Origin of the sequence: Microbacterium sp. MMO-20 (assembly GCF_037147735.1) — a bacterium.
Lineage (GTDB): Bacteria > Actinomycetota > Actinomycetes > Actinomycetales > Microbacteriaceae > Microbacterium.
In genome coordinates, this window is record NZ_JBBCUU010000004.1 from 67643 (window position 1) to 92347 (window position 24705).

Annotated in this window: 21 protein-coding genes; 7 read left to right on the top strand and 14 right to left on the bottom strand. The window is 70.1% G+C overall.

Annotated elements, in window-relative coordinates; all coding sequences use genetic code 11:
• Window positions 1–63 precede the first annotated feature (63 nt).
• The 5 genes from WFI52_RS07425 (at window position 64) to WFI52_RS07445 (ending at window position 5692) form a co-directional block, all read left to right on the top strand.
• Window positions 64–1614, top strand: a complete 1551-nt coding sequence (locus WFI52_RS07425; RefSeq protein WP_336626695.1) for an APC family permease — start codon at window positions 64–66, stop codon at window positions 1612–1614.
• A gap of 29 nt (window positions 1615–1643) precedes the next feature.
• Window positions 1644–2342: an SDR family oxidoreductase gene (locus tag WFI52_RS07430; protein WP_336626577.1), complete on the top strand. Its 699-nt coding sequence runs from the start codon at window positions 1644–1646 to the stop codon at window positions 2340–2342.
• Window positions 2343–2436: 94 nt separating this feature from the next.
• The gene (locus WFI52_RS07435) at window positions 2437–3954 is read left to right on the top strand and encodes an alpha-N-arabinofuranosidase (RefSeq protein WP_336626578.1); all 1518 of its coding nucleotides are present in this window, start codon (window positions 2437–2439) and stop codon (window positions 3952–3954) included.
• Between the two features lie 59 nt (window positions 3955–4013).
• Window positions 4014–5213 carry a cation:proton antiporter gene (locus WFI52_RS07440; protein ID WP_336626579.1) on the top strand — a complete coding sequence of 400 codons (1200 nt, stop codon included), beginning with the start codon at window positions 4014–4016 and terminating at the stop codon, window positions 5211–5213.
• On the top strand, window positions 5210–5692 hold the full coding sequence (locus WFI52_RS07445; RefSeq protein WP_336626580.1) for a glutaminase: 483 nt from the start codon (window positions 5210–5212) through the stop codon (window positions 5690–5692). The genes WFI52_RS07440 and WFI52_RS07445 overlap by 4 nt, the downstream gene beginning before the upstream one ends.
• Before the next feature lie 24 nt (window positions 5693–5716).
• Here WFI52_RS07445 and WFI52_RS07450 read toward each other — a convergent pair whose 3' ends face one another.
• The 5 genes from WFI52_RS07450 to WFI52_RS07470 form a co-directional block, all read right to left on the bottom strand.
• Window positions 5717–6685: an acetylxylan esterase gene (locus tag WFI52_RS07450; RefSeq protein ID WP_442927716.1), complete on the bottom strand. Its 969-nt coding sequence runs from the start codon at window positions 6683–6685 to the stop codon at window positions 5717–5719.
• Window positions 6686–6805: 120 nt separating this feature from the next.
• Window positions 6806–9100, bottom strand: coding sequence for a beta-glucosidase (locus tag WFI52_RS07455; protein WP_336626581.1), 2295 nt, complete (start codon window positions 9098–9100; stop codon window positions 6806–6808).
• 3 nt (window positions 9101–9103) lie between these two features.
• The gene (locus WFI52_RS07460) at window positions 9104–9991 is read right to left on the bottom strand and encodes a carbohydrate ABC transporter permease (RefSeq protein ID WP_336626582.1); all 888 of its coding nucleotides are present in this window, start codon (window positions 9989–9991) and stop codon (window positions 9104–9106) included.
• Complete coding sequence (locus WFI52_RS07465; protein ID WP_336626583.1) at window positions 9988–11010, bottom strand: carbohydrate ABC transporter permease; 1023 nt, start codon at window positions 11008–11010, stop codon at window positions 9988–9990. The genes WFI52_RS07460 and WFI52_RS07465 overlap by 4 nt, the downstream gene beginning before the upstream one ends.
• Window positions 11011–11021: 11 nt before the next feature.
• On the bottom strand, window positions 11022–12311 hold the full coding sequence (locus tag WFI52_RS07470) for an extracellular solute-binding protein (RefSeq protein WP_336626584.1): 1290 nt from the start codon (window positions 12309–12311) through the stop codon (window positions 11022–11024).
• Window positions 12312–12479: 168 nt separating this feature from the next.
• Between WFI52_RS07470 and WFI52_RS07475 the strand changes: the two genes are divergently transcribed.
• Entirely contained in the window at window positions 12480–13484 is a 1005-nt protein-coding gene (locus tag WFI52_RS07475) for a LacI family DNA-binding transcriptional regulator (protein WP_336626585.1), read from the top strand.
• Window positions 13485–13532: 48 nt separating this feature from the next.
• On the top strand, window positions 13533–15089 hold the full coding sequence (locus tag WFI52_RS07480) for a glycoside hydrolase family 43 protein (RefSeq protein ID WP_336626586.1): 1557 nt from the start codon (window positions 13533–13535) through the stop codon (window positions 15087–15089).
• A 31-nt stretch (window positions 15090–15120) separates the two neighbouring features.
• On the opposite strand, the gene WFI52_RS07485 is transcribed toward WFI52_RS07480, so the two are convergent.
• From WFI52_RS07485 to WFI52_RS07525, 9 genes are all read right to left on the bottom strand, one after another.
• A complete protein-coding gene (locus WFI52_RS07485) occupies window positions 15121–16245 on the bottom strand; it encodes a glycerate kinase (protein ID WP_336626587.1) in 1125 nt (374 codons plus the stop codon).
• A complete protein-coding gene (locus WFI52_RS07490) occupies window positions 16242–17279 on the bottom strand; it encodes a LacI family DNA-binding transcriptional regulator (protein WP_336626588.1) in 1038 nt (345 codons plus the stop codon). The genes WFI52_RS07485 and WFI52_RS07490 overlap by 4 nt, the downstream gene beginning before the upstream one ends.
• 10 nt (window positions 17280–17289) lie before the next feature.
• Window positions 17290–18201, bottom strand: coding sequence for a sugar phosphate isomerase/epimerase family protein (locus tag WFI52_RS07495; RefSeq protein ID WP_336626589.1), 912 nt, complete (start codon window positions 18199–18201; stop codon window positions 17290–17292).
• Window positions 18198–19400, bottom strand: a complete 1203-nt coding sequence (locus tag WFI52_RS07500) for a dihydrodipicolinate synthase family protein (protein WP_336626590.1) — start codon at window positions 19398–19400, stop codon at window positions 18198–18200. The genes WFI52_RS07495 and WFI52_RS07500 overlap by 4 nt, the downstream gene beginning before the upstream one ends.
• A gap of 11 nt (window positions 19401–19411) precedes the next feature.
• The gene (locus tag WFI52_RS07505; RefSeq protein ID WP_336626591.1) at window positions 19412–20635 is read right to left on the bottom strand and encodes a Gfo/Idh/MocA family protein; all 1224 of its coding nucleotides are present in this window, start codon (window positions 20633–20635) and stop codon (window positions 19412–19414) included.
• Between the two features lie 98 nt (window positions 20636–20733).
• Window positions 20734–21402 (bottom strand): hypothetical protein, encoded by a 669-nt coding sequence (locus WFI52_RS07510; protein ID WP_336626592.1) that lies wholly within the window; start codon window positions 21400–21402, stop codon window positions 20734–20736.
• Window positions 21403–21406: 4 nt separating this feature from the next.
• The gene (locus WFI52_RS07515) at window positions 21407–22288 is read right to left on the bottom strand and encodes a carbohydrate ABC transporter permease (RefSeq protein WP_336626593.1); all 882 of its coding nucleotides are present in this window, start codon (window positions 22286–22288) and stop codon (window positions 21407–21409) included.
• Entirely contained in the window at window positions 22285–23277 is a 993-nt protein-coding gene (locus WFI52_RS07520; RefSeq protein WP_336626594.1) for a carbohydrate ABC transporter permease, read from the bottom strand. The genes WFI52_RS07515 and WFI52_RS07520 overlap by 4 nt, the downstream gene beginning before the upstream one ends.
• Window positions 23278–23345: 68 nt before the next feature.
• Window positions 23346–24638 carry an ABC transporter substrate-binding protein gene (locus WFI52_RS07525; RefSeq protein WP_336626595.1) on the bottom strand — a complete coding sequence of 431 codons (1293 nt, stop codon included), beginning with the start codon at window positions 24636–24638 and terminating at the stop codon, window positions 23346–23348.
• Window positions 24639–24705 lie beyond the last annotated feature (67 nt).

Here is a 24705-nt window from a genome sequence, read left to right on the forward strand (position 1 = left end):
CGGCGCGTGCGGCATCCCGCTACTCTTCTCGGCAACCCGACGACGACGCCTGGAGGTCAGCGGATGAGCGAATTCGGCAGCACCACCCCGATCCACCTGGAGCGCAGCGACGGCAAGGGCCTTGCTGCGGGCACCCTCGGGCTCTGGGGCTCGACCGTCATCGGTCTCGCCTCGACGGCGCCCGTCTACTCCCTCGTCGCGACGCTCGGCTTCGTCGTGCTCGCCGTCGGAGCACAGGCGCCGATCGCGTTCGTCATCGCGTTCGTGCCGATGCTCTTCATCGCGTTCGCGTATCGCGAGCTCAACAACGAGATCCCGGACTGCGGCACCACCTTCACGTGGGGCACGAAGGCCTTCGGTCCGTGGGTGGGCTGGATGGGCGGCTGGGGTGTCGCGGTCGCGGGCATGGTCGTGCTCGCGAATCTCGCTCAGGTCGCCTCGGTCTACTTCTGGGACCTGTTCGGCCTCGACCTCGCCAACAACGACTGGCGCATCATCCTCGTCGCCGTCATCTTCATCGCGGCGATGACCTGGGTGTCCTGGCGCGGCGTCGAGATCGGCGAGCGCATCCAGAACATCCTGCTCGCCGTGCAGTACATCGCCCTCGCGATCTTCGTCGTCGCGGCGCTGTGGCAGTTCTTCGCGGGAACGGCGCCGAACCCGACGCCCTTCGACTGGGACTGGATGAACCCCTTCGCGTTCACGGACTTCCACGGCTTCACCGAGGCGGTGCTGCTGGCGCTCTTCATCTACTGGGGCTGGGACACCTGCCTCGCCCTCAACGAGGAGACGAAGGACCCGAAGCGCATCCCCGGCCGCGCGGCGCTCCTCACGACGATCATCCTGCTGTTCACCTACGTCGCCGTCACGATCGCCGCGATGATGTACGCCGGCCTCGGCGAGGACGGCACGGGCCTGGGCAACGAGGCCAACGCCGACGACTTCTTCCTCGCGATCAAGGACGGCCTGCTCGGGCCGTGGGGTTGGCTGCTCGTGGTCGCCGTGCTCATCTCGGCGGTGTCATCGACGCAGACGACGATCCTGCCGACGGCGCGCGGCACGCTCGCGATGGGCGTCTACCGCGCCCTCCCCGCGCGGTTCAAGACCGTGCACCCGGTCTACAAGACCCCGTCGTTCTCGACGATCGTCGGCGGTATCGTCGCGATCTGCTACTACGTCGGCATGACGCTCGTGAGCGACAACATCCTGCAGGACTCGATCCTGTCGCTCGGCCTCGCGATCGCCTTCTACTACGCCATCACCGGCTATGCGTGCGTGTGGTACTACCGGCGCGAACTGAAGAACTCCGCTCGGGACCTGTGGTTCAAGGGCATCTTCCCGCTGCTCGGCGCCCTCATGCTCACCTTCGCGTTCGTCCAGTCGGCGATCGACATGTACGACGTCGACTACGGGTACACGGTGCTCCTCGGCATCGGCGGCACGTTCGTCGTCGGGATCGGCGCGCTGCTGCTGGGCGTCGTGCTGATGTTCCTCTGGTACCTCTTCCCGCGGTCGAAGCCCTTCTTCTCGGGCAAGAGCCTCAACCGCGAGACACCCGTCATGGTGCCGGACGAACCGGGTGACTTCGTCCGGTCGATCGACGGCGGGATCTGACCCGCTCCCGCGTCGGGGACGATGGACGGATGACCGCCACCCACCTCATCACGGGCGCCGGGTCCGGCATCGGGCGCCTCATCGCCGAACGTCTCGCCGCGCGCGGCGACCGGCTCGTCCTCGTCATGCGCGACGCGATGCGCGCCGACGACCTCACCCGCGCCTTTCCGGGGAGCATCCCGATCGTCGCCGATCTCGCCCGACCCGACGCGCTCGCCGCCGCGGTGCAGGATGCCGCCGACCTCCCGGACGCGATCGACACGCTCGTGCACGCGGCCGGCATCGTCGACCTCGGGCGCGTCGCCGACCTCCCGGTGACCGCGTGGACGCAGCAGCTCGCCGTCAACCTCGTCGCCCCCGCCGAGCTCACGCGCCTCGTCCTGCCGCGGGTGCGGGCCGCGCGCGGACAGGTCGTGTTCGTCAACTCGGGTGCGGGGCTGAATGCGCATCCGAGTTGGGCGGCGTATGCGGCATCCAAGCACGGCCTCAAAGCACTTGCCGACGCGCTGCGCGGGGAGGAAGCCGCGCATGGCGTGCGGGTCACGTCGGTGTACCCCGGCCGCACTGCGACACCCATGCAGGAGAAGGTGCACGCCCAGGAGGGCGCCGCGTACGACGCCGACCGGTGGATCGATGCCGCCTCGGTCGCCACGGCCGTGCTGACCGCGATCGATCTGCCGAGGGACGCCGTCATCAGCGACCTCACGGTGCGGCCCGGACCGCGCTGACGGACGCACTCCGTTCGCACTATTTGTTGCTGAACAAAACATATCGATGAGAGGATGAGAGGGCGACGCAGCCGTCGCAGGACGGAGCCCTCATATGACACGCGCACGCGCCGCCGTCGATCTCGACGCCCCCGGCCCACAGATCAGTCGCCACCTGTACGGACACTTCGCCGAACATCTCGGGCGCTGCATCTACGGAGGCTTCTGGGTGGGAGAGAAATCACCCATCCCGAACGAGCGCGGCATCCGGCTCGACGTCGTCGAGGCCCTGCGCCGCATCCGCATCCCGAACCTCCGTTGGCCGGGTGGCTGCTTCGCCGACGAGTACCACTGGCGCGACGGCGTCGGCCCGCGCGAGGAGCGCCCGACGATGGTCAACACGAACTGGGGCGACGTCGTCGAAGACAACGCGTTCGGCACCCACGAGTTCATGGACCTCTGCGAGATGCTCGGCGCCGAGCCCTACGTCAACGGCAACGTCGGCAGCGGCACGGTGCAGGAGATGAGCGAGTGGGTCGAGTATCTGACGCGCTCCGGCGACAGCCCCATGGCGCGGCTGCGGCGACGCAACGGGCGGGACGAGCCGTGGAGGGTGCCGTTCTGGGGGCTCGGCAACGAGGCCTGGGGCTGTGGCGGCCACATGACGCCGGAGTATTACACCTCTCTCGCGCGCCGCTACGCGACGTTCTGCCGCGAGCACGACGGCAACGCGCTCGTGCGCATCGCCGCGGGAGCCGCTGACGACGACGTCCGCTGGACGCACGCCCTCATGGCCTCCGCGACCTCGTCCAACGCTCCCGACCCGCAGCCCTCGCCGTTCCAGGCGATCTCGTTCCACTACTACACGCACGCGGGCACCGGCATCCAGAAGGAGTCGGCGACGTCGTTCTCCCGCGATGAGTATCTGCGCACGATCGCCCAGGCCCAGAAGATCGAGCGCGTCGTCCGCGGCCACGAAGCCGTCATGGACGCCTACGACCCCGACCGGCTCATCGGGCTGGTCTGCGACGAGTGGGGCACCTGGTGGCGCGTCGAACCGGGCACCAACCCCGGATTCCTCTTCCAGCAGAACACCATTCGCGATGCCCTCGTCGCCGGCATCCACTTCGACGTCTTCCACCGGCACGCCGCGCGGCTGCGCATGGCGAACATCGCGCAGACGCTCAACGTGCTGCAGGCGATGATCCTCACGGACGACGACGGCGGCCTCGTCCTCACGCCGACGTACCACGTGTACGAGATGAACGTCGGGCACCACGACGCGCTGTCGGTGCCCGCTCACATCGTGGAGACGCCCGTCGTCGGCGTCGACGAGAGGGAGCTGCCCGCGCTGTCCCTGTCGGCGTCGATCGCGGATGCCGCGGCGTTGATCTCGCTCACGCATGTCGGGCTCGACGAGGATCTGCCGGTCGAGATCGATCTGCGCGGGCGCGTCGCGCGCGTGACGCGGGCGCGCGTGCTGACGGGTGCGGATGCCGCCGCGCACAACACGCCCGATGCGCCCGACGCTGTGAGCCCGGCACCTCTCGAGGCCGCCATCGACGGCGGCATCCTGCGCCTCACCCTCCCGCCGCACGCGTTCGCGACGGTGGAGCTCGCCCTGGAGCCGTGACCGCACGCGACCTCTCGCTCCGCCCGTCCCGTGCCGGTACACGTCGGTAGGGTGGCTCCGTGAGCCTCCCCGACCTCGGCATCGTCCTGATTCCGCTCCTCGCAGTGCTCGCACCGCTCGCTGCGCGGGCGATCGGGCCGTGGCTGCGGGTACCCGTCGCGGTGTTCGAGCTCGTGCTGGGCATCATCGTCGGCCCCAGCGTGCTCGGCTGGGCAGGCCCGAACGAGTTCGTGGGTCTGCTGAGCGAGTTCGGGCTCGCCATGCTCTTCTTCGTGGCCGGCACCGAGATCGAGTTCGCGGCGCTGCGCGGGCGCACCGGGCGCCGATCCATGCTCGGCTGGGTCCTCTCGCTTGCGCTCGGCGTCGGGGTGGGGATCGTCGTCGCGCCCGGGCTCGGCGCCGTCGTCATCGGCGTCGCGCTGGCATCCACCGCCCTCGGCACTCTGCTGCCGATCCTGCGTGACGCGGGGGAGCTCCGGACCCCGTTCGGCCGGGTCGTCGGTGCGCTCGGAGCGGTGGGCGAGTTCGGCCCGCTCGTCGCGATCTCGATCCTGCTCGGCAGTCGTCGACCGGGCCTTGCCACGATCGTCCTGGTCGGATTCCTGCTCGTCACGGCGGCGGCGATCTGGTACGCGATGAAGGTGCCGCAGGGGGCGCTGCACCGTTTCGTCAATGCCACGCTGCACACGTCGGGGCAGTTCGCGGTGCGCGTCGTCATGCTCATCCTCGCCGCTCTCGTCGCGCTCTCGCTGGTGCTCGACCTCGACATGCTGCTCGGGGCGTTCGCCGCGGGAATCGTCTGGCGTCTGCTCATGCGCGACGCCGCTCGGCACGATCGCGAAGCCGTCGAGAGCAAGGTCGAAGCGATCGCTTTCGGCTTCCTCGTCCCGCTTTTCTTCATCTACACGGGTGTCACGTTCGATCTCGCCGCGCTCCTGGCCGACCCGTGGCTGCTGGCCCTGGTACCCGTCGCGCTCTTCGTGCTGTTCGTCGTGCGCGGGCTGCCGTCCGCGCTCGCCGCGCCCGCCGGGAGCGACCTCAAGACGCGGGCCGCGGTGATGCTGCTCGGTGCCACGGGGCTCCCGATCATCGTCGCGGTCACGAAGATCGGCGTCGCCGAGGAGCTCATCACCAGCGGAGTCGCGTCCGTGCTCGTCGGCGCCGGGATGCTGTCCGTGCTCCTCTTCCCGGTGATCGCGATGGCCCTGCACGGCGACCATCTCGCGGTGGCCGGCGCGCTCGCCGACGACGAGGCATGATGGACCGCGCTGACCCCGACCGACTCTTCGGCGCTGCACGGATGCGCCTCGCCGGAGCGCCGCGCGAGCGGCTCGGCGACTGGGCGCATGCCCGCAGACTGCTCGGCTTCGGGCGCGCACCCCGCATCGTTCCGGTCGGCGAGGCATGGCACGTCGGGGTGCTCCTCATCGGGGATGCCGAGGTCTGGGCGACCGGCGAGATCCTGCGCGCCCGCACGGAGGCCCCGCGCGGTTACACCGCCCAGGCGCAGCGGGAGCGCTCGGAGCGTGCCGCGGCCGCTGCGCGGGGCGGCTTCGCCGACGGAGAGGTCGTCCACCTCGGCGCCGCGCCGATCGACGTCGACGAGGTCCGTCGGGGAGGGGTCTCCGGCCCGCTGGCGGTGATCGCGGGCGTCGTGCACGTGCGCTGGAGCCCGACCGGCGTCACTCGCCCGCTCGCCGACTACCTCGACGAGCAGCTGGAGCTGCTGGGACGCTGAGGCGGGACGGGCGCGCGCCGCGGCTCACCAGCGCCCGGCGAGCCAGTCCGTCTGGCGCAGCCAGTGGTGCATGCCACCGCCCTCGTGCCCGTTGAACTCGTACACCTCGAGGGTCTTGTCCGCCGAGCCGAGTGCGTGGAAGGCCGCGAACACCGTCGAGGGCAGCACGATCTCGTCCATGAGAGCCACCGAGACGAGCGCGGGAGCGGTCACGCGGCGCGCGAGGACGGCACCGTCGACGTACGAGAGAGTGCGGCGCACGGCCTCCGCCTCGTCGCGGTGCACCGCGAGGTAGCGGGCGATCTCGGTGAACGGGTCGTGCAGGCTGTGCGTGATCGCTCGCGGGAAGTCGCACAGGAACGGCACGTCGGGCAGGACGGCCGCGACGCGGCTCGACAGCGCCGCCGCGGCGATGGCGATGCCGCCGCCCTGGCTCCCGCCCGTCACGACGATGCGATCGGGGTCGACGAACGGCATCGTCGCGACCGCATCGACGAGCCGGACGGCGTCGGTGAACACGCGCCGGTAGTAGTACGTGCGCGGATCGTGGATGCCGCGCGTCATGACGCCGGATGCCGCCGGGCCCGAGCCATGCGGATCGGGGGTGTCGCCGAGGCTCCAGCCGCTGCCCTGACCGCGCGTGTCCATGATGACGTGCACGTACCCGGCCGAGGACCACGCGAGACGCTCGCCGGGCAGTCCGCGCCCTCCGCCGTACCCGACGAACTCGACGACGGCGGGTGCCGGACGCCCGTCGCGGGGGCGCAGCACCCAGCCCCGCACGGGATCGCCGCCGAACCCGGGAAACGTGAGATCCTCGACGATCACGGTGCGCACCGGACCGTCGACCGCGGTGCGCGTCGCGCCGTCCCCCGCGGCTCGCGCTTCGGCGATCGTGGCCGCCCAGAAGGCATCCAGATCGTCGGGTTCGGGCAGCTCGGGCGCGTACGCGTGCAACTGGTCGAGCGGTAGATCGGTGTACTGCAGTGCCATGGTCGCTCCTCAGGGAACAGAGTCGGAAATCCACGCCGGAATCGGAGATCTCGCGGCGAACTATCCGATTCTGCTCGGGATCTCCGATTCCGGCGCGGGCGCGCGCGCCGCGCGGGGCGGTCAGGCCCCGCGCACGTCCACGCCCACGAGCCGTTCGTCCGTCGCGGTCACCGGGTGCACGTCGCCGGTCAGCTCGATCGTGCTCCGCGTCTCGCGATCGGCCACGGACGCCCCGACCCAGAGGTCCACGCGTCCGGGTTCGACGACGCGGCGCCCGCTCCGATCGGTGAACGCGAGCCGTGCCGTGGGCACGTCGAAGCCCACGCGCGCGCTCGCGCCGGGTTCGAGCTCCACGCGCACGTAGCCGAGCAGCTGCGCGACGGGGCGTACGACGCTCGCGTGCACATCGTGCGCGTACAGCTGCACGATCTCGGCACCTGCCCGGGTGCCCGTGTTGGCGACGGTCACCTCGACGGGGAACGCCCCCGAGGTCTCCGCGCGCGCCGGAGCGACGAGGTCTGTGCGGGTGAATGTCGTGTAGCCGAGTCCGAAGCCGAACGGCCGCACCGGGGTGCTGTCGGCGCTCGTGATCTCGCTCGGCCCGCCGAGCGGCGGCTGCAGGTACGAGAACGGCTGAGCGCCGGCCGAGCGGGGGAGCGAGACCGGCAGCCGCCCCGACGGCGAGGCGGCTCCGGACAGCAGACGCGCGATCGCCGTGCCGCCCTCCTCGCCGGGGAAGAACGCCTGCACGACGGCGGCCGGCGCCGTCTCGGCATCCAGCGCCCACGACAGCGCGTACGGGCGGCCGGTGAGCAGCACGACGACGACGGGGGTGCCGGTCGCGACCACCTGCTCGACGAGTTCGCGTTGCACGCCCGGGAGCTCGAGGCTCTCGGTGTCGTTGCCCTCGCCGACCGTGCCGCGGCCGAACAGGCCCGCGCGGTCGCCGACGACGACGATGGCGACATCGGCGGATGCCGCGGCATCCATCGCCGCCGCGAAGCCGGAGCGGTCGTCGCCCTCGACGGCGCACCCGGCGACGGCGGTGACCTCGACCTCGGGCAGCTCGGCGCGCAGCGCCTCGACGACGGTGGGAATCGCGAAGCCGAAGGGCGTCCCGGGGTGGTGCGCGAGCACGTGGTTCGCGAACGAGTAGCAGCCCATCAGCGCCGACGCGTCGTCGCCGTTCGGCCCGATGACGGCGACCCGCCGCGGGTCGGACAGAGGCAGCGTGCCGTCGTTGGACAGCAGCACGAGGGAGCGCTCGGCGAGCTCGCGGGCGAGGGCGCGATGCTCCGCCGTGTCGAGCTCGACCGCGGCGGGCGGGACGCTGTCGTCGGGATCGAGGAGGCCGAGCTCCTCCTTCTGCGCGAGCACGCGGGCGAGGGCGCGGTCGACGAGCCCCACGTCGATGAGACCGGAGCGGATGCCGTCGACGAGCGGCTGCGCATAGGCGTCGCCGCTCGGCAGCTCCACGTCGATCCCCGCCGCCAGCGCGAGGCGTGCCGCCTCGGTACGGTCTGCCGCGACCGCATGCATCGTCTCGAGGAAGGCGACGGCGAAGTAGTCCGACACCACGACGCCGTCGAAGCCCCACTCGCCGCGCAGGAGGTCGGTGAGGAGGGTCGCGTCGGAGGCGACGGGGATCCCGTCGACGTCGGTGTAGGAGTTCATCACCGAGCGCACACCGCCGTCGCGCACCGCCATCTCGAACGGCGGCAGGAAGACGTCCGCGAGCTCGCGAGGCCCCGCGTGCACGGGTGCGTGATTGCGCCCCGCCTGCGACGCCGAGTAGCCGACGAAGTGCTTGAGGGTGGCGTGCACCCCGGCATCCTGCATTCCGCGGACGTACGCGGTCGCGATCGTCCCGACGACGTAGGGGTCCTCGGCGATGCACTCGTCGACCCGCCCCCAGCGCGGGTCGCGGATGACGTCGAGAACGGGGGCGAGTGCCTGATGGATGCCGAGCGCCCGCATCGACGCGCCGATGGCGCGCCCCATGCGCTCGACGAGGTCGGGGTCGAATGCGGCTCCCCACGCGAGCGGCGTCGGGAAGGTCGCGGCCCGCCACGCGGCGAGGCCGGTCAGCGCCTCCTCGTGCACGATCGCGCCGATGCCGTGACCGGATGCCGCACGCAGCCGCTGCTGCTCGGCCCACAACCACGATGCCCGTGCCGCGGCATCCACCGGTCGCGTGCCGTACACGCGGGTGAGGTGACCGAGCCCGTGACGCGTCGCCTCGTCATACCGCTCCGACGACGCCATCTCGCCCGCCATGGGGGCGACGTTCTCCTCGCCCTGGTCGACCCAGAACCCGACGAGCTGCGCGACCTTCTGCTCGAGCGACATCGCGTCGACGAGCGCGCGCACCCGCGCGGACGCCGTGGCGGGGGTGGGGATGTCGGTGATCGTCATGCGTCAGCCCTTCACGGCGCCGGTCAGCCCGCCGACGATGCGTCGTTCGAACAGGCTGAAGAAGATGAGCGCCGGGATCATGGAGAGAGAGGTGAATGCCAGCACCATCGCCGTGTCGACGGAGTACTGCGTCGCGAACTGCTGGGTGCCGAGCGGGAGGGTGTAGAGGTTCGGGTTGTTGAGGATGAACAGGGGCAGCATGTAGCTGTTCCAGCTGCCGACGAAGGCGAGGATGCCGACGGTGATGACTCCGGGGATCGACAGCGGCAGTACCATCCGCCAGAAGAACCCGAGCCGTCCGCAGCCGTCGATCTCCGCCGCCTCCTGTAGCTCGTGCGGGATCGCGGCGAGGAACGGGACGAGGATGATGATCGTCATCGGCAGGGCGAAGGCGATCTGCGGCACGATGACGCCGAGCAGCGAGTTCGCCATCCCGAGGTCGCGGATGAGGATGTAGAGCGGCGTGATGGCCACCGTGATGGGGAACATCAGGCCCGCCGTGAAGATCGCGTAGATCGTGCCGCGCAGCCGGAACCGGTAGCGGCTCAGCGCGAACGCGGCCATGAGACCGAGGGCGACCGCCGCGATCGTCGTCGCGAGGGCGACGATCGCGGAGTTCATCATCATCTGCCAGAAGACGCCCGATCCGAGCACGTCGACGTAGTTCTGCCAGCGCCAGATCTCGGGGAGACCCGACGGGTCGACGGTGATCTCGGAGTTCGAGCGGAAGCCGCCGACGATGATGTAGAGGACGGGCGCGAGCATGAGCGCGACGAGCACGAGCGCCACGAAGTAGACGAGCATCGTCCCTCGCGACGTGCGGCCGGCGCCGGAGGGGCGCGGGGCTTCGCGGCGCGGCGCGGCGGCGGGGGCGGTGGTGAGGGCGGTCATCGGCGCGGACCTCCGGTGAGGGCGCCGGCGGTGTCGCGGCGCAGAACGAAGCGCTGGTAGAGGAGGGCCACGGCCAGCGAGATCAGGAAGATCACGACGGCGACGGCCGAGCCGTAGCCGTAGCTGCCCGCCATGCGGCCGTTGGAGACCATGTAGGTCGCCATGGTCGACGTGCCCGCGGTCGAGGAGACGTACTGCCCCCAGATGATCCACACGAGGTCGAACAGCTGCAGCGAGCCGATGATCGACAGGAACGCCCAGATGCGGATCGTCGGGCCGAGCAGCGGCAGCGTGATGTGACGCTGGATCTGCCAGAACGACGCCCCGTCGATCTGCGCCGCCTCGGCGAGCTCTTCGGGGATGCCCTGGAGGCCGGCGAGGAACAGGATGACGGCGAAGCCGATGTACTTCCAGGTGATGATGCCGAGGAGCGTCCAGATCGCGATCGACGGATCGGCCAGCCAGTCGGTCGCGAGGAAGCCGAGGCCGACGCGCTCGAGGAGGCCGTTGAGTGCACCCTCGGTCGAGAGCATGAGGCTCCAGCCGATGCCCACGACGACCTCGGAGATGACGTAGGGCACGAAGATCAGCACGCGGATCAGCGACTGGAAGCGCATCTTGCGGTTCAGCAGCAGGGCGAGACCGAGGGCGATCGGGCCCTGGAGTACGAGAGACATCACGACGATGAACCCGTTGTGGCCGAGCGCCTCGAGGAAGTCGGGGTCGGTGAGGATGACGCCGTAGTTGCGCAGGCCCACGAACTCGGTGGGCTTTCCGAACCCGTTCCAGCTGAAGAACCCGTAGTAGGCGGCTAGCAGCACGGGGAAGATCACGAACGTGCAGAAGACGAGCAGGGCCGGGCCGATCAGGACGATCAGCTCGAGCCGGGCACCCCACCCGCGCCCCGGCCGGCGCGCGGCTCGGGGCCGGGGCGCGGGCGGGGGGCCGGCCGGGGAGGAGAGCTCCTCCCCGGCCGTGGGGTGCGCGATGCCTGCCGAGGCGTGTGCAGCGGTAGTCATCGCGCCTCCTGTCAGGACTTCGCGGCGGCGGTGCTGACCGCGTCGACGATGTCCTGCGGGGTCGCCTTGCCGGCGAACATGTCGACGACAGCCACGTTGAGGGCGTTGCCGATGTTCTGACCGAACAGGGTGTCGAGCCACAGCACGACGTAGGGCGCCTTGTTGTAGGCCTCGAGGATGGGCTTCAGCACCTCGTCGGTGACGGCGCCCTGCGCCTCGACGGATGCCGGGAGCGTCTGGAACGCGGTGGCGTAGGCCTCCTGGTTCTCCTTCTCGACGATGAAGTTCAAGAAGTCGACGCACTCCTTCGGTGCGTTCACCCAGCAGGAGAAACCGTCGACGCCGCCCATCATCGCGCCCTCGCCGCCCTTGCCGCCGGGCACCTCGGGGAAGGGGAACCAGCCGAGGTCGGGGAGGGGCTTCTCGTCGGGGGTCAGCGACGCGATGACGCCCGGGTTCCACGCGCCCATGAGCTCCATGGCCGCCTTGTGGTTCGCCACGAGACCCGCGGAGGACGACGCGCCCTGCTGGGCCTGCGTCGTCAGGAAGCCCGAGTTGAACGGTTCGGTCGCGAGGAACTTCTGCAGGTTCTCGCCGGCCTCGAGCCAGCACGGGTCGTCGAACGACTTCGACGTGGCGACCTTGTCGAGCACGTCCTGAGAGCAGGCGCGCAGAGCGAAGTTGTAGTACCAGTGGGCTGCCGGCCAGGCATCCTTCGCTCCGACGGCGATCGGGTCGACGCCCGCCGCGCGCAGCTTGGTGTTCGCGGCCTCGAGCTCGTCGAGTGTCGTCGGGTTCGCGGTGACGCCGGCCTGGGTGAAGAGGTCCTGCGAGTAGTACATGCCGGAGGGGAGGATCGAGACCGGCATGCCGTAGTTCTTGCCGTCGACCGCGAAGGCGTTGAGGGCGGCGCCGACGGCGGACTTCGCGTCGGCGGAGATACCGGAGGTGATGTCCATCACCTGGCCGGCGGCGACGATGTCGGCGAGCTTGCCGCCGCCGCGCGCCATGAAGATGTCGGGGCCCTCTCCGGAGTTGAGCGAGGTCTGCAGCTTGCCGTCCATCTCCTCGTTCTGGATCGACTGCACCTCGATCGAGACGTTCGGGTGCGCCGCCTCGAAGGCGGCGACGGTGTCGTCCCAGTACTGCTTGCCTTCGCCGGTGGTCGAGTTGTGCCAGAAGGTCATGCTGACCTTCCCGCCCTCGGTCGCATCGCCCGAGCCGGAGCCCGAGCAGGCGCTCAGGGCGAGCGCGGCGGCGACGAGCGCTGCCGAGCCGATGAGCCATCTCTTCGTCTTCATGTGATGCCACTTATCTCTTCGTTGAGTGCACTGCCGCTGTCGCAGCGCGGGGATTCGGGGAGACCGCTGCGTCGGTGCGAAGCGGCTGACTGGGAGTCTCCGACGGGATATGTTGTCTTGTCAAACGTTTTCGAAAAGGTTTTCCACGCTGCTAGCATCACGATCACCATGAGCCGCAGACCCACCATCCACGATGTCGCCGCCGCCGCGGGCGTCTCGGTGTCGACCGTGTCGAAGGCCGTCAACGGCCGCTACGGCGTCTCGGACGAGACGATCGCGCGTGTGCTCGGCGCTGTCGAAACCCTCGGCTACGAATCGAGCCTCGTCGCCAGCAGCATGCGCTCGCGGACGACGGGGGTCGTCGGCGTCCTGGTGGCCGACTTCGAGCCCTTCACGACCGAGGTCCTGAAGGGCGTCGGCGCGGCACTGCGCGAATCCGGCCACGACGTCTTGGCCTACGCCGGCGCTCATCAGAGCGTGACGGGGTGGGAGCGGCGGTCGCTGCAGCGCTTGTCGGGCACACTGATCGACGCCGCGATCCTGGTCACCCCGACCGTGCTCACGCCGCCCGGCGACATCCCCATCGTGGCCGTCGACCCGCACACCGGTCGCGCCGACATCCCGACGGTCGAGGCGGACAGCTACGGCGGCGCGCGCCTCGCGACCGAACACCTCATCGCCCTCGGTCATCGCCGCATCGGGTTCCTCTCCGGTCGGCCCGACCTCCGCTCCGCGGCGCTGCGCGAAGCGGGCTATCGGCAGGCGCTCGCCGAGGCCGGTCTGCCTTTCGATCCACGCCTCGTCGCCAGCGGTCGCTACGAGGCCCTCGCCGCGCGCGAGGCGGCGGCCACGCTCGTGTCGGTCGAGGATCGTCCCACCGCCGTCTTCGCCGCGAACGACCTCTCGGCGCTCGCCTTCCTCGAGGTCGCCGCGGAGCGCGGCATCCGCGTTCCCGACGACATCTCCGTCGTCGGCTTCGACGACATCCCGGAGGCGTCGCGGCGTCGCACTCGCCTCACGACGGTGCAGCAGCCGATGGGGCGGATCGGGTCGACGGCGGCGGCGCTCCTGATGGCGCTCGTGCGCGGCGAGACCCCGGAGCAGACGCATCCGATCCTGCCGACCCGCCTCATCGAAAGAGCCACGACCGCGCCGCCGCCGCATCGCCTATGATTTTGTTGTTTTTCGCGACAAAATCTCTCGACGCGAGCAGGAGCAATCATGGGGCACGTGCGCAATCCGATCCTCGACGGCTGCCATCCCGACCCCAGCATCTGCCGCGTCGGCGATGAGTATTACCTGGCGACCTCGTCGTTCGAGTACCTCCCCGGCATCCCGATCCATCGCTCCAAGAACCTCGTCGATTGGGAGATCGTCGGGCACGCCATCGACCGCCCGGACCAGCTCGATCTGAGCGGGCTGCCGGGATCCCGCGGACTGTACGCGCCCAGCCTCCGCCACCACGACGGACGCTTCGTGGTCGTCTGCACTCTCGTCGGCGCCGAAGGGGACACGAGCGACCGCCGCCTCGGACACTTCGTCGTGACGGCGCAGGACCCCGCCGGGCCGTGGTCCGATCCGGTGTGGATCGAGGGGGCCGGAGGCATCGACCCCTCGGTGACCTTCGTCGACGGGCGCGTCTGGCTCTGCGGAACGCGCCTCGCCGAACCCGGCCGCTGGTCCGGTCAGACGGACGTCTGGCTGGTCGAACTCGATCCGGACTCCTTCCAGACGCTGTCGGAGCCGGTCGTCATCTGGCAGGGCGCGATGATCGGTGCGGTGTGGGCGGAGGGCCCGCACCTGTATCCGCGGCCCGGCGGCGGGTGGATGCTCGTCGCCGCGGAGGGCGGCACCTCGCGCGACCACGCCGTGTGCGTCGCCTACGCCGACGAGATCACAGGGCCGTACCGACCCGACCTCGCCAACCCCCGCTTGAGTCATCGCGACCTCGGGAACGAGGCGGAGATCGTCGACGTCGGGCACGCCGATCTCGTCGAGGGCCCGGACGGGAGGTGGTGGGCGACCGTCATCGCCGTCCATGCCGAGAACGGGGCGAACGGACTGCTCGGGCGGCAGACGCACCTCGTGCCGGTGGGGTGGGAGGATGGCCGCCCATTGTTCGCACCGGGGGTAGGGCGCGTCGAGCGCACGCTCGCCGATGACGCGCTCCCGGACCGCGCTGCGTCGGAGGAGTCGGCGGGTTTCCGGGACGACTTCGACGAAGCGGTTCTCGCGCGGGAGTGGACGGCGGTCGGCAGGATGCCGCACACCTTCGTCGACCTCGCGGCGCGGCCCGGCTGGGCGCGCCTCGCGGCGAGCGACGTCGATGCGTCGCGCGTCGGTGACCTCGCCTATCTGGGGCGCCGGTTGCCGGCGGAGCGGGGGTGCGTGCGGGCGGACGTCGAGTGGTCGCCGGGCGCACGGGCGGGGTTGCTGCTGCGCGTCTCGGAGGACGCCTTCTTCGAGGTGAGCGTCGGGGACGAAGACGTGGTCGTGCGGATCCGCGAGAAGGGCGAGATGCGGGTGCTGTGCGAGCGACGCCGTGACGATGCGACGGGCGCCTCGGATGCGACGGGCGCGGGTGCCGCTGCCCTGGAGATCGAACTCGACGGCTTCGCCGCGACGGCGCGGGTCGACGGCGTGGACCTCGCGCACGCCGATCTGCGGCGTCTCGCTCCCGACGGCGATGGCACGTTCGTCGGCGCGTGGGTCGGCGTGGTCGCCGTGGGCGCGGGCGTCGTCGACGTCGATGCGATCGAGATGCGGGCTCTGTCGTAGTCGCGGGCCGGCTCCCGGCTGCGGCCGCTGATCACGCCCGCGGTGCGTGCCGTGCAACCTCGGGGCGAGAAGCGAGGGCGGCGCCCGCGAGACGCAGCCAACGTATGGGGTCTGCGAGGGATGCCGTGCCCGAGCCGGCCAGGCGACTCAGTGACACCGTGGCGGCGAACGCGGAAGTGTCGGCCTCGGTGGCGATTCGCCCCGCCACGAGAACGGCTTCAGCACCGGCAGCGCGGCCTCGCTCCGCGACGAAGGCGGGAACCTTGCCGGCGGCCGACTGCCCGTCGTAGGCGCCTTCGCCCGTGATCACCATCTGTGCGCCGGCGAGGGCGTCGTCAAGACCGATGAGGCGTGCGACCTCGGTCGCGCCCGACGCGAGGCGCGCGCCCCACAGCGCCAGCGCGAATCCTGTTCCGCCGGCGGCCCCCGTGCCCGGTCCGAGAGGATCGGCCCACCCCCCGGTCAGCGCGGCGAAGCGCGCGAGAGCCCGATCAGCGAGGTCGAGTTCTGCGGCGGTCAGGCCTTTCTGTGGCCCGAACACGTGGGCTGCGCCGCGCGGTCCGGACAGCGGATTCGTGACGTCGCTGAGGACGATGGCCCCCTCCGGCGGAAGCGCGCGCAGGCCGCCGAGGTCGATCATGGCGGCCGCGTCGACTCCGCGCAATCCCGGCGCGCTCGGCGCCCCATCGGCATCCGTTACGACGGCGCCGAGCGCTGTCAGCAGCCCGACACCGGCGTCGGTCGACGAACTGGAGCCGATTCCGAGCACGAGGCGTCGCACACCGTGGTCGAGCGCCGCGCCGACGGCCTCTCCGAAGCCGAACGTGTCGGCATCCCACGGGCGCAGGTCGGCGCCGAGCAGCTCGATTCCGCTCGTGCTCGCGAGCTCGACGACCCCCGTGCCATCCGGAAGCAGCAGCCACGCGGCCTCGACCGCCCGACCGTGCGGGCCGCGCACCACGACCGGCATCCGCTGCGCCCCGGTGACCGCGGAGGCGAAAGACTCCAGGGTGCCTTCGCCGCCGTCGGCCATCGGCCGTACGACGATCTCGTCGCTCGGCCGCGCGTCCCGCCAGCCGGCGGCGACGGCAGCGCTCGCCTGAGCGGCGGTGATCGATCCTTTGAAGCTGTCGACTGCGATGACGATGCGGCTCATGTTCGCGGCGGCGTCGAGTCGCGGACGAGCACCTCGAAGGGGAGCGGCTCGGTCGAGGGCTCCCAGTCGTCGTCCGTCGCCGCCCGCAGCGCCGCGTAGCCGACGTCCTGCAGCGGGACGCGCACCGTCGTGAGTGCGGGTGTGAGATCGCGCGCCGAGGGGATGTCGTCGAATCCCGCAACGGCGATGTCGTCGCCGATCCTGCGCTCGGCGTCGCGCAACGCGGCGACGGCGCCGATCGCGATGATGTCGCTCACGCCGAAGACGACCGTGCCCACCTCGACGCCCGCCGCGAGGGCCTGCGTCATGAGGTCGTAGCCGGACGAGCGGCTGAAACCGCCCCGCAGCACCTGGACGAGTTCGCCGCCCGCAGCAGTGAATCCCCCCGTGAACCCCGCCACGCGCTGGTCGCTCGTCACGGTGCCGTCATCGGCCGCGAGCACCAGGGCACGGCGGTACCCCTGCCGTGCCAGCGCGCCACCCAACGCGCGCGCGGCACCGACGTTGTCGATGGTCACACTGCGCGGGGCGCTGCTGCCCGGTCCCAGTGCCACGACGCGGCCACCCGCCGCCGTGAGCTGCGCCAGCTCCGCGGAGAGCTCCTCCGAGTCGCCCGCCGAGGTGCGCGACGCCGCAAGGATCAGTGCCTGCGGGCGCTGGCCGCGTAGCGCCCGCACGAGCGCGACCTCGCGGACGGGATCGCGCTCGGTGATGGCGATCGTCACGATGAGACCGGCCTCGTCGGCTCCACGCGCGACGCCGGCAGCGATCTCGCCGAAGTACGGGTCGGCGATGTCGGCCACGAGCAGTGCCACGGTCGCCGAGGTGCCACGGGCGGTGGCCTGCGCCGAGAGGTTCGCCGAGTAGCCGAGTCGGTCGGCGGCCGCCTGCACGCGGTCGCGGTAGGAGTCGGCGACCTTCCTGCTCGAGCCGTTGAGCGCGCGCGACGCCGTCGCGAGCGACACCCCCGCCTCGCGAGCGACGTCGTGGAGGGTGACGGCGCCGGAGCGCGGGGTGGGAGATGAGGCGGTCACGATCGCGATTCTAGGCGGGGAGGTGCGGGGAGACGGCAGCGCCGAAGCCGGCGGCGGTGCGCCGCACCGCTTCCGCAGGGGCGGTGGCCCAGATCTCCTCGTTGAAGATCTCGACCTCGATGTCGCGGTCGTAGCCGGTCGCGATGACCGCCCGGGTGAGCGTGGCGAAGTCGATGACACCGTCGCCGGGGTAATGGCGCGACAGCAGCACGTCGGCGGCGAGGGGGGTCTTCCAGTCGCACACCTGGTAGGTCGCGATGCGCCCCTCGCGCCCGGCACGGGCGATGGATGCCAGGGCGTCGGGATCCCACCAGATGTGGAACGTGTCGACGGTCGCCCCGACAACTGCGGGGTCGAAGTCAGCCGCGATGTCGAGTGCCTGCCCGAGGGTCGAGACGACGCAGCGGTCGGAGGCATACATCGGGTGCAGCGGTTCGATCGCGAGCGTCACGCCCGCCGCCGCGGCGTGCGGGGCGAGCTCTCCGATCGCGTCCCGCACGCGTTCGCGCGCGCCGACGAGGTCGCGTGACCCCTCCGGCAAGCCCCCCGCGACGAGGACGAGTACAGCGGTCGACCCGGGCGCCCCGGCGGCGGCGAGGGTCGCGGCCTCCTCGATCGCGACGCGGTTGTCGTCGATCGAAGCGCGGCGGGCGGGGCCTTCGGGCATCGTGAAGAACCCGGATCGGCAGTGGGTCGTGAACCGCAGCCCGGAGTCGGTGAGCATCTGCGCCGCCGTGGCGAGACCGACCTCCTGCACGGGCTCACGCCACAGACCGATGGCCTGCACCCCGGCATCCGCCGTCACCCGCAGCGCGGTGGCGAGATCGGCGCGCTTGATCGTGGCCTGGTTGATGGACAGGCGCCGGTCCACGGCGCCGACGATCCCTGAGCCTGTCGAAGGGCGCGGGTCGCGGATGGTCATGCGGTCACTCCGTTCAGACGCAGCAGGTCGTTCCAGCGGGATGCCGCGAGGTCGGGCTGCTCGAAAGCCTTCGCTGTGTTCGCGAGCTCGACGATGCGGCTCAGGTGCGGCAGGCTCCGCGCCGAGTGCAAGCCCCCGACCATCTGGAACGCGCTCTGGTGGCCGTTGAGCCACGCGAGGAAGGCGACGCCGGTCTTGTAATAGAAGGTCGGCGCGGCGAAGATCTGCCGCGACAGTTCCTCCGTGGGCCCCAGGATCTCGAGGTATCGAGCCGGGTCTCGCTCGTCGAGGGCCTGAATCGCAGCGGAGGCGACGGGGGTGAGCGCCGCGAACGCGCCCAGGAGCGCGTCGGAGTGCTGCCGCGTCGCGCGCAGGTCGCGCTGCGGCTGGGGGGCATCCGGCACGTCGGCTCCGCCGATGAGGCCGACGTAGTTGAAGTCGTCGCCCGTGAACATGCGCACGCCCTCAGGCAGGCGTTCTCGCACGGCGACCTCGGATTCGGCGTTCAAGAGGCTCATCTTCACCCCGGCGATCTTCGCGGGGTTCTCGCGGATGATCTCGAGCAGCACGCCCGACGCGGTCGGCCAGTCGGTCGCCCCGAAGTACCCCTCGAGCTGCGGATCGAACGCCGTTCCCAGCCAGTGCAGCACGACGGGGCTGGATGCCGCGGCGAGCACCTCGCGGTACACGCGCCGGTAATCCGCTGCCGACTCAGCGGCCCGCGCGAGGTGGCGGGAGGCCATGAGCACGGGCCCCGCCCCCTGCTCTTCGGTGAAGTGCAGTTGCTCCTTGTACGCGTCGATCACACGGTCGAGGGTGATGCGCTCGTCCTCGACGTGGTCGGTGTTGACGCCGACGACGACCGCGCCGCCCGCATCGCGGGCGACCTCCGCCGAACGTGCGATCAGCTCACGGGTTGCCGCGGCATCCAGCCCCATGTTCCGCTGGGCGGTGTCCATCGCGTCGGCGACACCGAGCCCCCACGAGTACACGTTGCGCCGGAAGGCGAGGGTCGCGTCCCAATCGATGTCGGCGGGCCGGCCTGGCGTGTTGTCGGCGTGAGTCTTCGGCACGACGTGCGCCGCCGCGTACGCGACGCGCGAGCGTAGCGGCGCCATCGGTCGCGCATACCCGGATGTGTCCACGAGCGGCACGCGCCGGGTCGCGCCGTCGGGAGCGAGGAGGGTGAGGTCGGTCATCGGGGCGCCTCTCAGTGGAGCGTCAGCGCGTCGAGCGCGACCTTGCGGCCTTCGCGACTCGACTGGAGCCCCGCCTCCGCGAGCAGCACCCCACGGGCGCCGGCGAGCAGGTCGAACGGGTAGTCGGTGCCCTCGGCGAACGAGACGAGGAACTCCTCCCACTGCTGACGGAAGCCGTTCAGGAACACATCGTTGGTCGGCACCTGCTGCCAATCCGCGTCGTAGTCGTGCGTGTCCTCCAGGTCCGGGTTCCACACCGGCTTCGGCGTCGCGTTGCGCGGCTGGATCTTCGCGCCGAACAGCCCGACCACGGCCGAGCCGTGCGTGCCGTCGACGTGGAACTCGACGAGCTCGTCGCGGTTGACGCGCACCGTCCACGACGAGTTGATCTGCGCGACGATGTCGCCGTCCGCACCCTCGAGCTCGAAGACGCCGTACGCGGCATCCTCCGCCGTCGCCGTGTAGTGCTCGCCGCGCTCGTCCCAGCGGTCGGCGATGTGGACGGCCGCCTGCGCGTAGACCGACTTCACCTCGCCGAACAGGTTCTCCAGCACGTAGTTCCAGTGCGGGAACATGTCGACGATGATGCCGCCGCCGTCCTCGGTGCGGTAGTTCCACGACGGACGCTGCGCCGGCTGCCAGTCACCCTCGAACACCCAGTACCCGAACTCGCCGCGCACCGACAGGATGCGGCCGAAGAACCCGGAGTCGATGAGGCGCTTCAGCTTCTGCAGCCCCGGCAGATACAGCTTGTCGTGCACGACACCCGTCTTCACCCCGGCAGCGGCGGCGAGGCGCGCGAGCTCCAACGCCTCGTCGACCGACTCGGCCGTGGGCTTCTCGGTGTAGATCGTCTTGCCCGCCGCGATCGCCTTGCGCAATGCCGTCGCGCGGGCTTTCGTGACCAGGAAGTCGGCGTAGATCTCCCAGCGCGGGTCGGCAAGGGCGGCGTCGAGGTCGGTCGTGAAGTCCTCGATGCCGTGACGCGCCGCGAGCTCGGCGAGCTTCGCCTCGCTGCGACCCACGAGGAGGGGCTTGACCGTCAGCTTCGATCCGTCGGGAAGTTCGATGCCGGCCTGATCGCGGATCGCGAGGATCGAGCGGACAAGGTGCTGCCGGTACCCCATGCGGCCCGACACCCCGTTCATGATGATGCCGACCTCGCGGACGGACGGGGCAGTGGATGCCGCGGCACGGGCCGGGGCGGAAGCGGTGGCGATGGTCGTCTCGGTCACGAGGGTCGGTTCCTTTTTGTCGATGGAGGTGAGGATTATGTGGGTAAGCGCTTTCCGAGGTGATGATGCCACGCGGCATCCCCGTCACGCAATCCGCTTCAGAGTCGGGGAAGCGTGCGATCGCTCATGACGAACGCGGCGAACGCCGCGCAGCCGAGGGCGGGGAGGAGAAGAGGCGGCAGCATCCACGTCGTGGTCACGGTCAGGACGACCGCGGCCGACAGGTACGCGAGCCCGATCGGTCGACGGGCCAGGGTCCGCGGCGCGTCCCGCACCGCGGACCTCCAGCGGCGGGACACTCCCCAGTGCCCCGCCGCCATGAGGAGCGCTGCTCCGCCCAGCACGAGCCCGCCCGCGCCGACGATGCCCACGGCGACGGCGAGGGGACCCGCGCCGAGCGCTCCGCTCAGGGCGAAGGTCACGTCGAACGCGAGGATCACTGCCGCCGCGGCGGCGCAGATCCCCACGAGCACGCCCCCCGCGAGTGCGCTGCGCACGTCGGCCCAGAACAGCCGCAGCGAGGAGTCCTCCGCGCGCGCATAGCGGCGAAGGTGCGCGGCCCCGGCGGCGAGGCCCGCGGGCAGCGTCACGACCGCGACACCGACGAGGCCGACGAGCAGCCCCACGAGCATCACCTCCCCGAAGAGGGCGAATCCGCCCGCGCCGCCCGGGTAGCGCCCGATGGGACGCTCCTCGCGCACGGGGCCTGCTCCCGAGCGCTCTCCGCGTCGGCGTATCGCGGTCTGCTGCCTGGTCTCGGTCGACATGACATCACCCCTTGAGGCCCTGAGTGGCGACTCCGTCGACGAGGAAGCGCTGGAACACCAGGAAGAACAGCAGGACCGGCACCAGTGCGATGAAGGATGCCGCCACCGTCGCCCCGTAATCGGAGGTCGACGTCTGGTCGTTGTAGAGGCGGAGTGCGATCGGCAGCGGGTAGTTCTCGGGGCTCGTCAGGTATAGGAGCGGTCCGAGGAAGTCGTTCCACGACCAGATGAAGGCGAAGATCGCGCACGTGATGAGCGCCGGCTTGATCAGCGGCAGGATGATCGACCAGAAGATGCGGACGTGACCCGCGCCGTCGATGCGCGCCGCCTCATCCATATCGCGCGGCATCTGCCGCACGAACTGCACCAGCAGGAACACGAAGAACGCTTCGGTCGCGAGGAACTTCGGCAGGATCAGCGGCCAGAACGTGTCGACCATGCCGAGATTGTTGAAGAAGATGTACTGCGGAATGATCACGACGTGGAACGGCAGCAGCAGCGTGCCGATCATCGCGGCGAAGAGGATGCCGACGCCGCGGAACTGCACGCGGGCGAAGGCGTACGCGGCGAGCGACGACGAGAACAGGATGCCGACGACCGCCGAGACCGCGAGGAGCAGCGAGTTGCGGAAGAAGGTCGACAAGGGCACCCCCGCGATCCCCTCGATGACCTTGAGGTAGTTGTCGAATGTGGGATTGCGCGGCAGCAGGCTCATGCTGAACCCGAACTCGCTGTTGTCCTTGAACGTCGCGAGGAACAGCCACACGAGGGGGTAGAGGACCACGGCCGTCAGCGCGATGAGCGCGATGAACCAGGCGATCGTCTTCCAGGTCTTGCGGGAGAGGCGTCGCCGCGTCGGCGCGGCCGCTGTCACAGGAAAGCTCATCGGTTGTCTCCGGCGTAGTGCACCCAGCTTCTCTGGGTGCGGAAGAGGATGAAGGCGATGATCGCGACCACCACGAGAAGCACCCACGCGATCGCCGCCGCGTAGCCCATCTGGCCGTCGCTGAATCCGCGCTTGTAGAGGTAGAGCGTGATGAAGTTCGTCATCCCCGCCGGGCCGCCCGACCCGTTCGAGATGATGTACGCCGAGGCGAACACCTGGAAGGCGTGGATGAGTCCGAGCAGGAGATTGAAGAAGATCACCGGGGAGAGCATCGGCAGCGTGACAGTGCGGAAGCGCTGCCACGCGTTCGCGCCGTCCATTTCGGCGGCTTCGTAGAGCTCGCGCGGCACCTGCTTGAGCCCGGCGAGGAAGATCACCATCGTCGCGCCGAACTGCCACACGGCGAGCAGGATCATCGCCGGCAGGACGAGGGCCGGGTTGCCGATCCACCCGCCCAGGTTGATGCCGAACAGATTGAGAGAGGTGTCGACAGGGCCATCGGTGGCGAACATGGCCCGCCACACGATCGCCACCGAGACCGACCCGCCGATGAGGCTCGGAGCGTAGAACGCGGAGCGGAAGAACCCCGCCCCCTTGTCTCGGTAGTTGAGGAGCATCGCCACCGCGAGCGCGGCAGCGAGAGTGATCGGCGTGCCGACCAGCACGTAAACGAGCGTGATCTGCGCCGACTGGAGGAACGGCTCGTCATCGGTGAAGAGACGGATGTAGTTGTCGAACCCGACCCAGCGCGGCGGTGTGAAGATGTTGTACCGCGTGAACGAAAGGTAGAGAGAGTAGGCCATCGGCAGGAGTGTCAGGCCGAAGAACCCGATGAGCCACGGGATGAGGAATCCGAGGCCGGCCCAGGTCTCGCGCTGCGCGCGGGCGCGCTGCTCCGGTCGAATACCGGCTCGGTTCTCGCGCCGCTGGTGCGCGGGCGGCCGGCGCTTGTCGGCCGTGGTGACGGCCTCTGTCGCGGTGATGGTCACGAAAACTCCTGGGACGTGTGTGGGGAGGGAGGTCGGTCCCGGGTGCGTGTGCACCCGGGACCGCGCACTCACTGGTTGAGGACCACCTTCATCTCGCTGAAGAACTGCGAGACGGCGTCATCGACCGTGAGGGTTCCGTACTGGAGCTCGCGGGCGAGCTGGGTGAACTTCTCGTCGAGCGTTCCGTAGCCGACGACGGGCATGGGCGGCGGGTCGCCGATACGGTCGGCGACGGATGCCTCGTAGTCGCGCACCTGCTGGCTCAGCGGGTTGAGGTCGGCGGCTTCGAGCGCTGTCGTCGACGCGGGCAGGCCGCGGTTCGTGCCGAAGATCTTGCCGGACTCAGGCGAGTTGATGAGGAAGTTCACGAGCGTCGCCGACGCCTCCGGCGCATCGGTGTTGGCGGCGATCGCGTGCAACATGGCGGGCTTCATGTAGAGGTCCTTCGCGCCCTCCTTCGTGACGGGCGGCGCCTGCAGGCCGAGCTCGGTGTAGTCGGCGCCGAGGCCCGCGAGGTAGTTCGCGCCGAAGTTGTCCCAGATGAGGTCGGCAGCAGTCAGCGCCGAGTCGAACCCGACCTTGGGGGCGACTTCTTCGAGGCGCTGGGAGGGGATCACCGCGTCGTTCTCGCGCAGGTCGTTGGTGGAGTTCCAGAACTCGGCGAGACGCTTCTCGTCGAAGCCAGGCGTGCCGTCTTCGGAAAAGAGCTCTTTGCCCTCGGCACGCAGCTGCAACTCGAAGTTCTGGATGCGGATGCCGTAATCGGTGCCCCCCCAGAACGCCCCGCCCGCGCCCTGGCTGACCTTCATCAGCCAGTCGCGGTAGTCGGCCCAGTCGCCGCCCGCGAAGTCCTCGACGCCGGCGCGCTCGAGGAGCACAGGGTTCGTGAATAGACCCCACACGTTGGTGGACGTCGGGATCGCGTAGGTTGCGTCGCCGACGACGCCCGTCGAGAGCACCTCGTCGGACAGCGGCTCGGTGTCGATGATTCCCCCTAGGTAGGGAGTCAGATCCAGCAGAAGCCCGTTCTCGGAGTACTGGCGCAGGTACGAGTAGTCGAACTGCATGACGTCGGGGAGGTTCTTGCCCGCCGCTTCGGTCTGGCGCTTCTCCCAGAACTGGGGGAAGTCGAGGAACGTCGTGTTGACGGTGATGTTCGGGTACTTCTCGTTGAAGGCGGCGATCGCCTGGTCGTACAGGCCGGCGCGCACGTCGTTGCCCCAGAAGGCGAGGTCGATGGTGACCTTCTCGTTCGGGTCGAACGTCGCGGCGGGGGCGGCCGTGCCGCCACACCCGGCGAGGGCCAGCGCGGCGCCCGTGGCGAGCCCCAGCGTGGCAAGCGCTCTCTTGATGGTGAACATCCTTGTCCTTTCTCGAACGTCACTGTTCTCATGCTGCGGACGTCCGATGTCCGTGTGCTGTGTCGCT

Bases quoted from the DNA above. Each gene is read 5' to 3' on its own strand.
- WFI52_RS07425 (WP_336626695.1), top strand. From the start codon at position 64: ATGAGCGAATTCGGCAGCACCACCCCGATCCACCTGGAGCGCAGCGAC.
- WFI52_RS07430 (WP_336626577.1), top strand. From the start codon at position 1,644: ATGACCGCCACCCACCTCATCACGGGCGCCGGGTCCGGCATCGGGCGC.
- WFI52_RS07435 (WP_336626578.1), top strand. From the start codon at position 2,437: ATGACACGCGCACGCGCCGCCGTCGATCTCGACGCCCCCGGCCCACAG.
- WFI52_RS07445 (WP_336626580.1), top strand. From the start codon at position 5,210: ATGATGGACCGCGCTGACCCCGACCGACTCTTCGGCGCTGCACGGATG.
- WFI52_RS07450 (WP_442927716.1), bottom strand. From the start codon at position 6,685: ATGGCACTGCAGTACACCGATCTACCGCTCGACCAGTTGCACGCGTAC.
- WFI52_RS07455 (WP_336626581.1), bottom strand. From the start codon at position 9,100: ATGACGATCACCGACATCCCCACCCCCGCCACGGCGTCCGCGCGGGTG.
- WFI52_RS07460 (WP_336626582.1), bottom strand. From the start codon at position 9,991: ATGACCGCCCTCACCACCGCCCCCGCCGCCGCGCCGCGCCGCGAAGCC.
- WFI52_RS07465 (WP_336626583.1), bottom strand. From the start codon at position 11,010: ATGACTACCGCTGCACACGCCTCGGCAGGCATCGCGCACCCCACGGCC.
- WFI52_RS07470 (WP_336626584.1), bottom strand. From the start codon at position 12,311: ATGAAGACGAAGAGATGGCTCATCGGCTCGGCAGCGCTCGTCGCCGCC.
- WFI52_RS07475 (WP_336626585.1), top strand. From the start codon at position 12,480: ATGAGCCGCAGACCCACCATCCACGATGTCGCCGCCGCCGCGGGCGTC.
- WFI52_RS07480 (WP_336626586.1), top strand. From the start codon at position 13,533: ATGGGGCACGTGCGCAATCCGATCCTCGACGGCTGCCATCCCGACCCC.
- WFI52_RS07485 (WP_336626587.1), bottom strand. From the start codon at position 16,245: ATGAGCCGCATCGTCATCGCAGTCGACAGCTTCAAAGGATCGATCACC.
- WFI52_RS07495 (WP_336626589.1), bottom strand. From the start codon at position 18,201: ATGACCATCCGCGACCCGCGCCCTTCGACAGGCTCAGGGATCGTCGGC.
- WFI52_RS07500 (WP_336626590.1), bottom strand. From the start codon at position 19,400: ATGACCGACCTCACCCTCCTCGCTCCCGACGGCGCGACCCGGCGCGTG.
- WFI52_RS07510 (WP_336626592.1), bottom strand. From the start codon at position 21,402: ATGTCGACCGAGACCAGGCAGCAGACCGCGATACGCCGACGCGGAGAG.
- WFI52_RS07515 (WP_336626593.1), bottom strand. From the start codon at position 22,288: ATGAGCTTTCCTGTGACAGCGGCCGCGCCGACGCGGCGACGCCTCTCC.
- WFI52_RS07525 (WP_336626595.1), bottom strand. From the start codon at position 24,638: ATGTTCACCATCAAGAGAGCGCTTGCCACGCTGGGGCTCGCCACGGGC.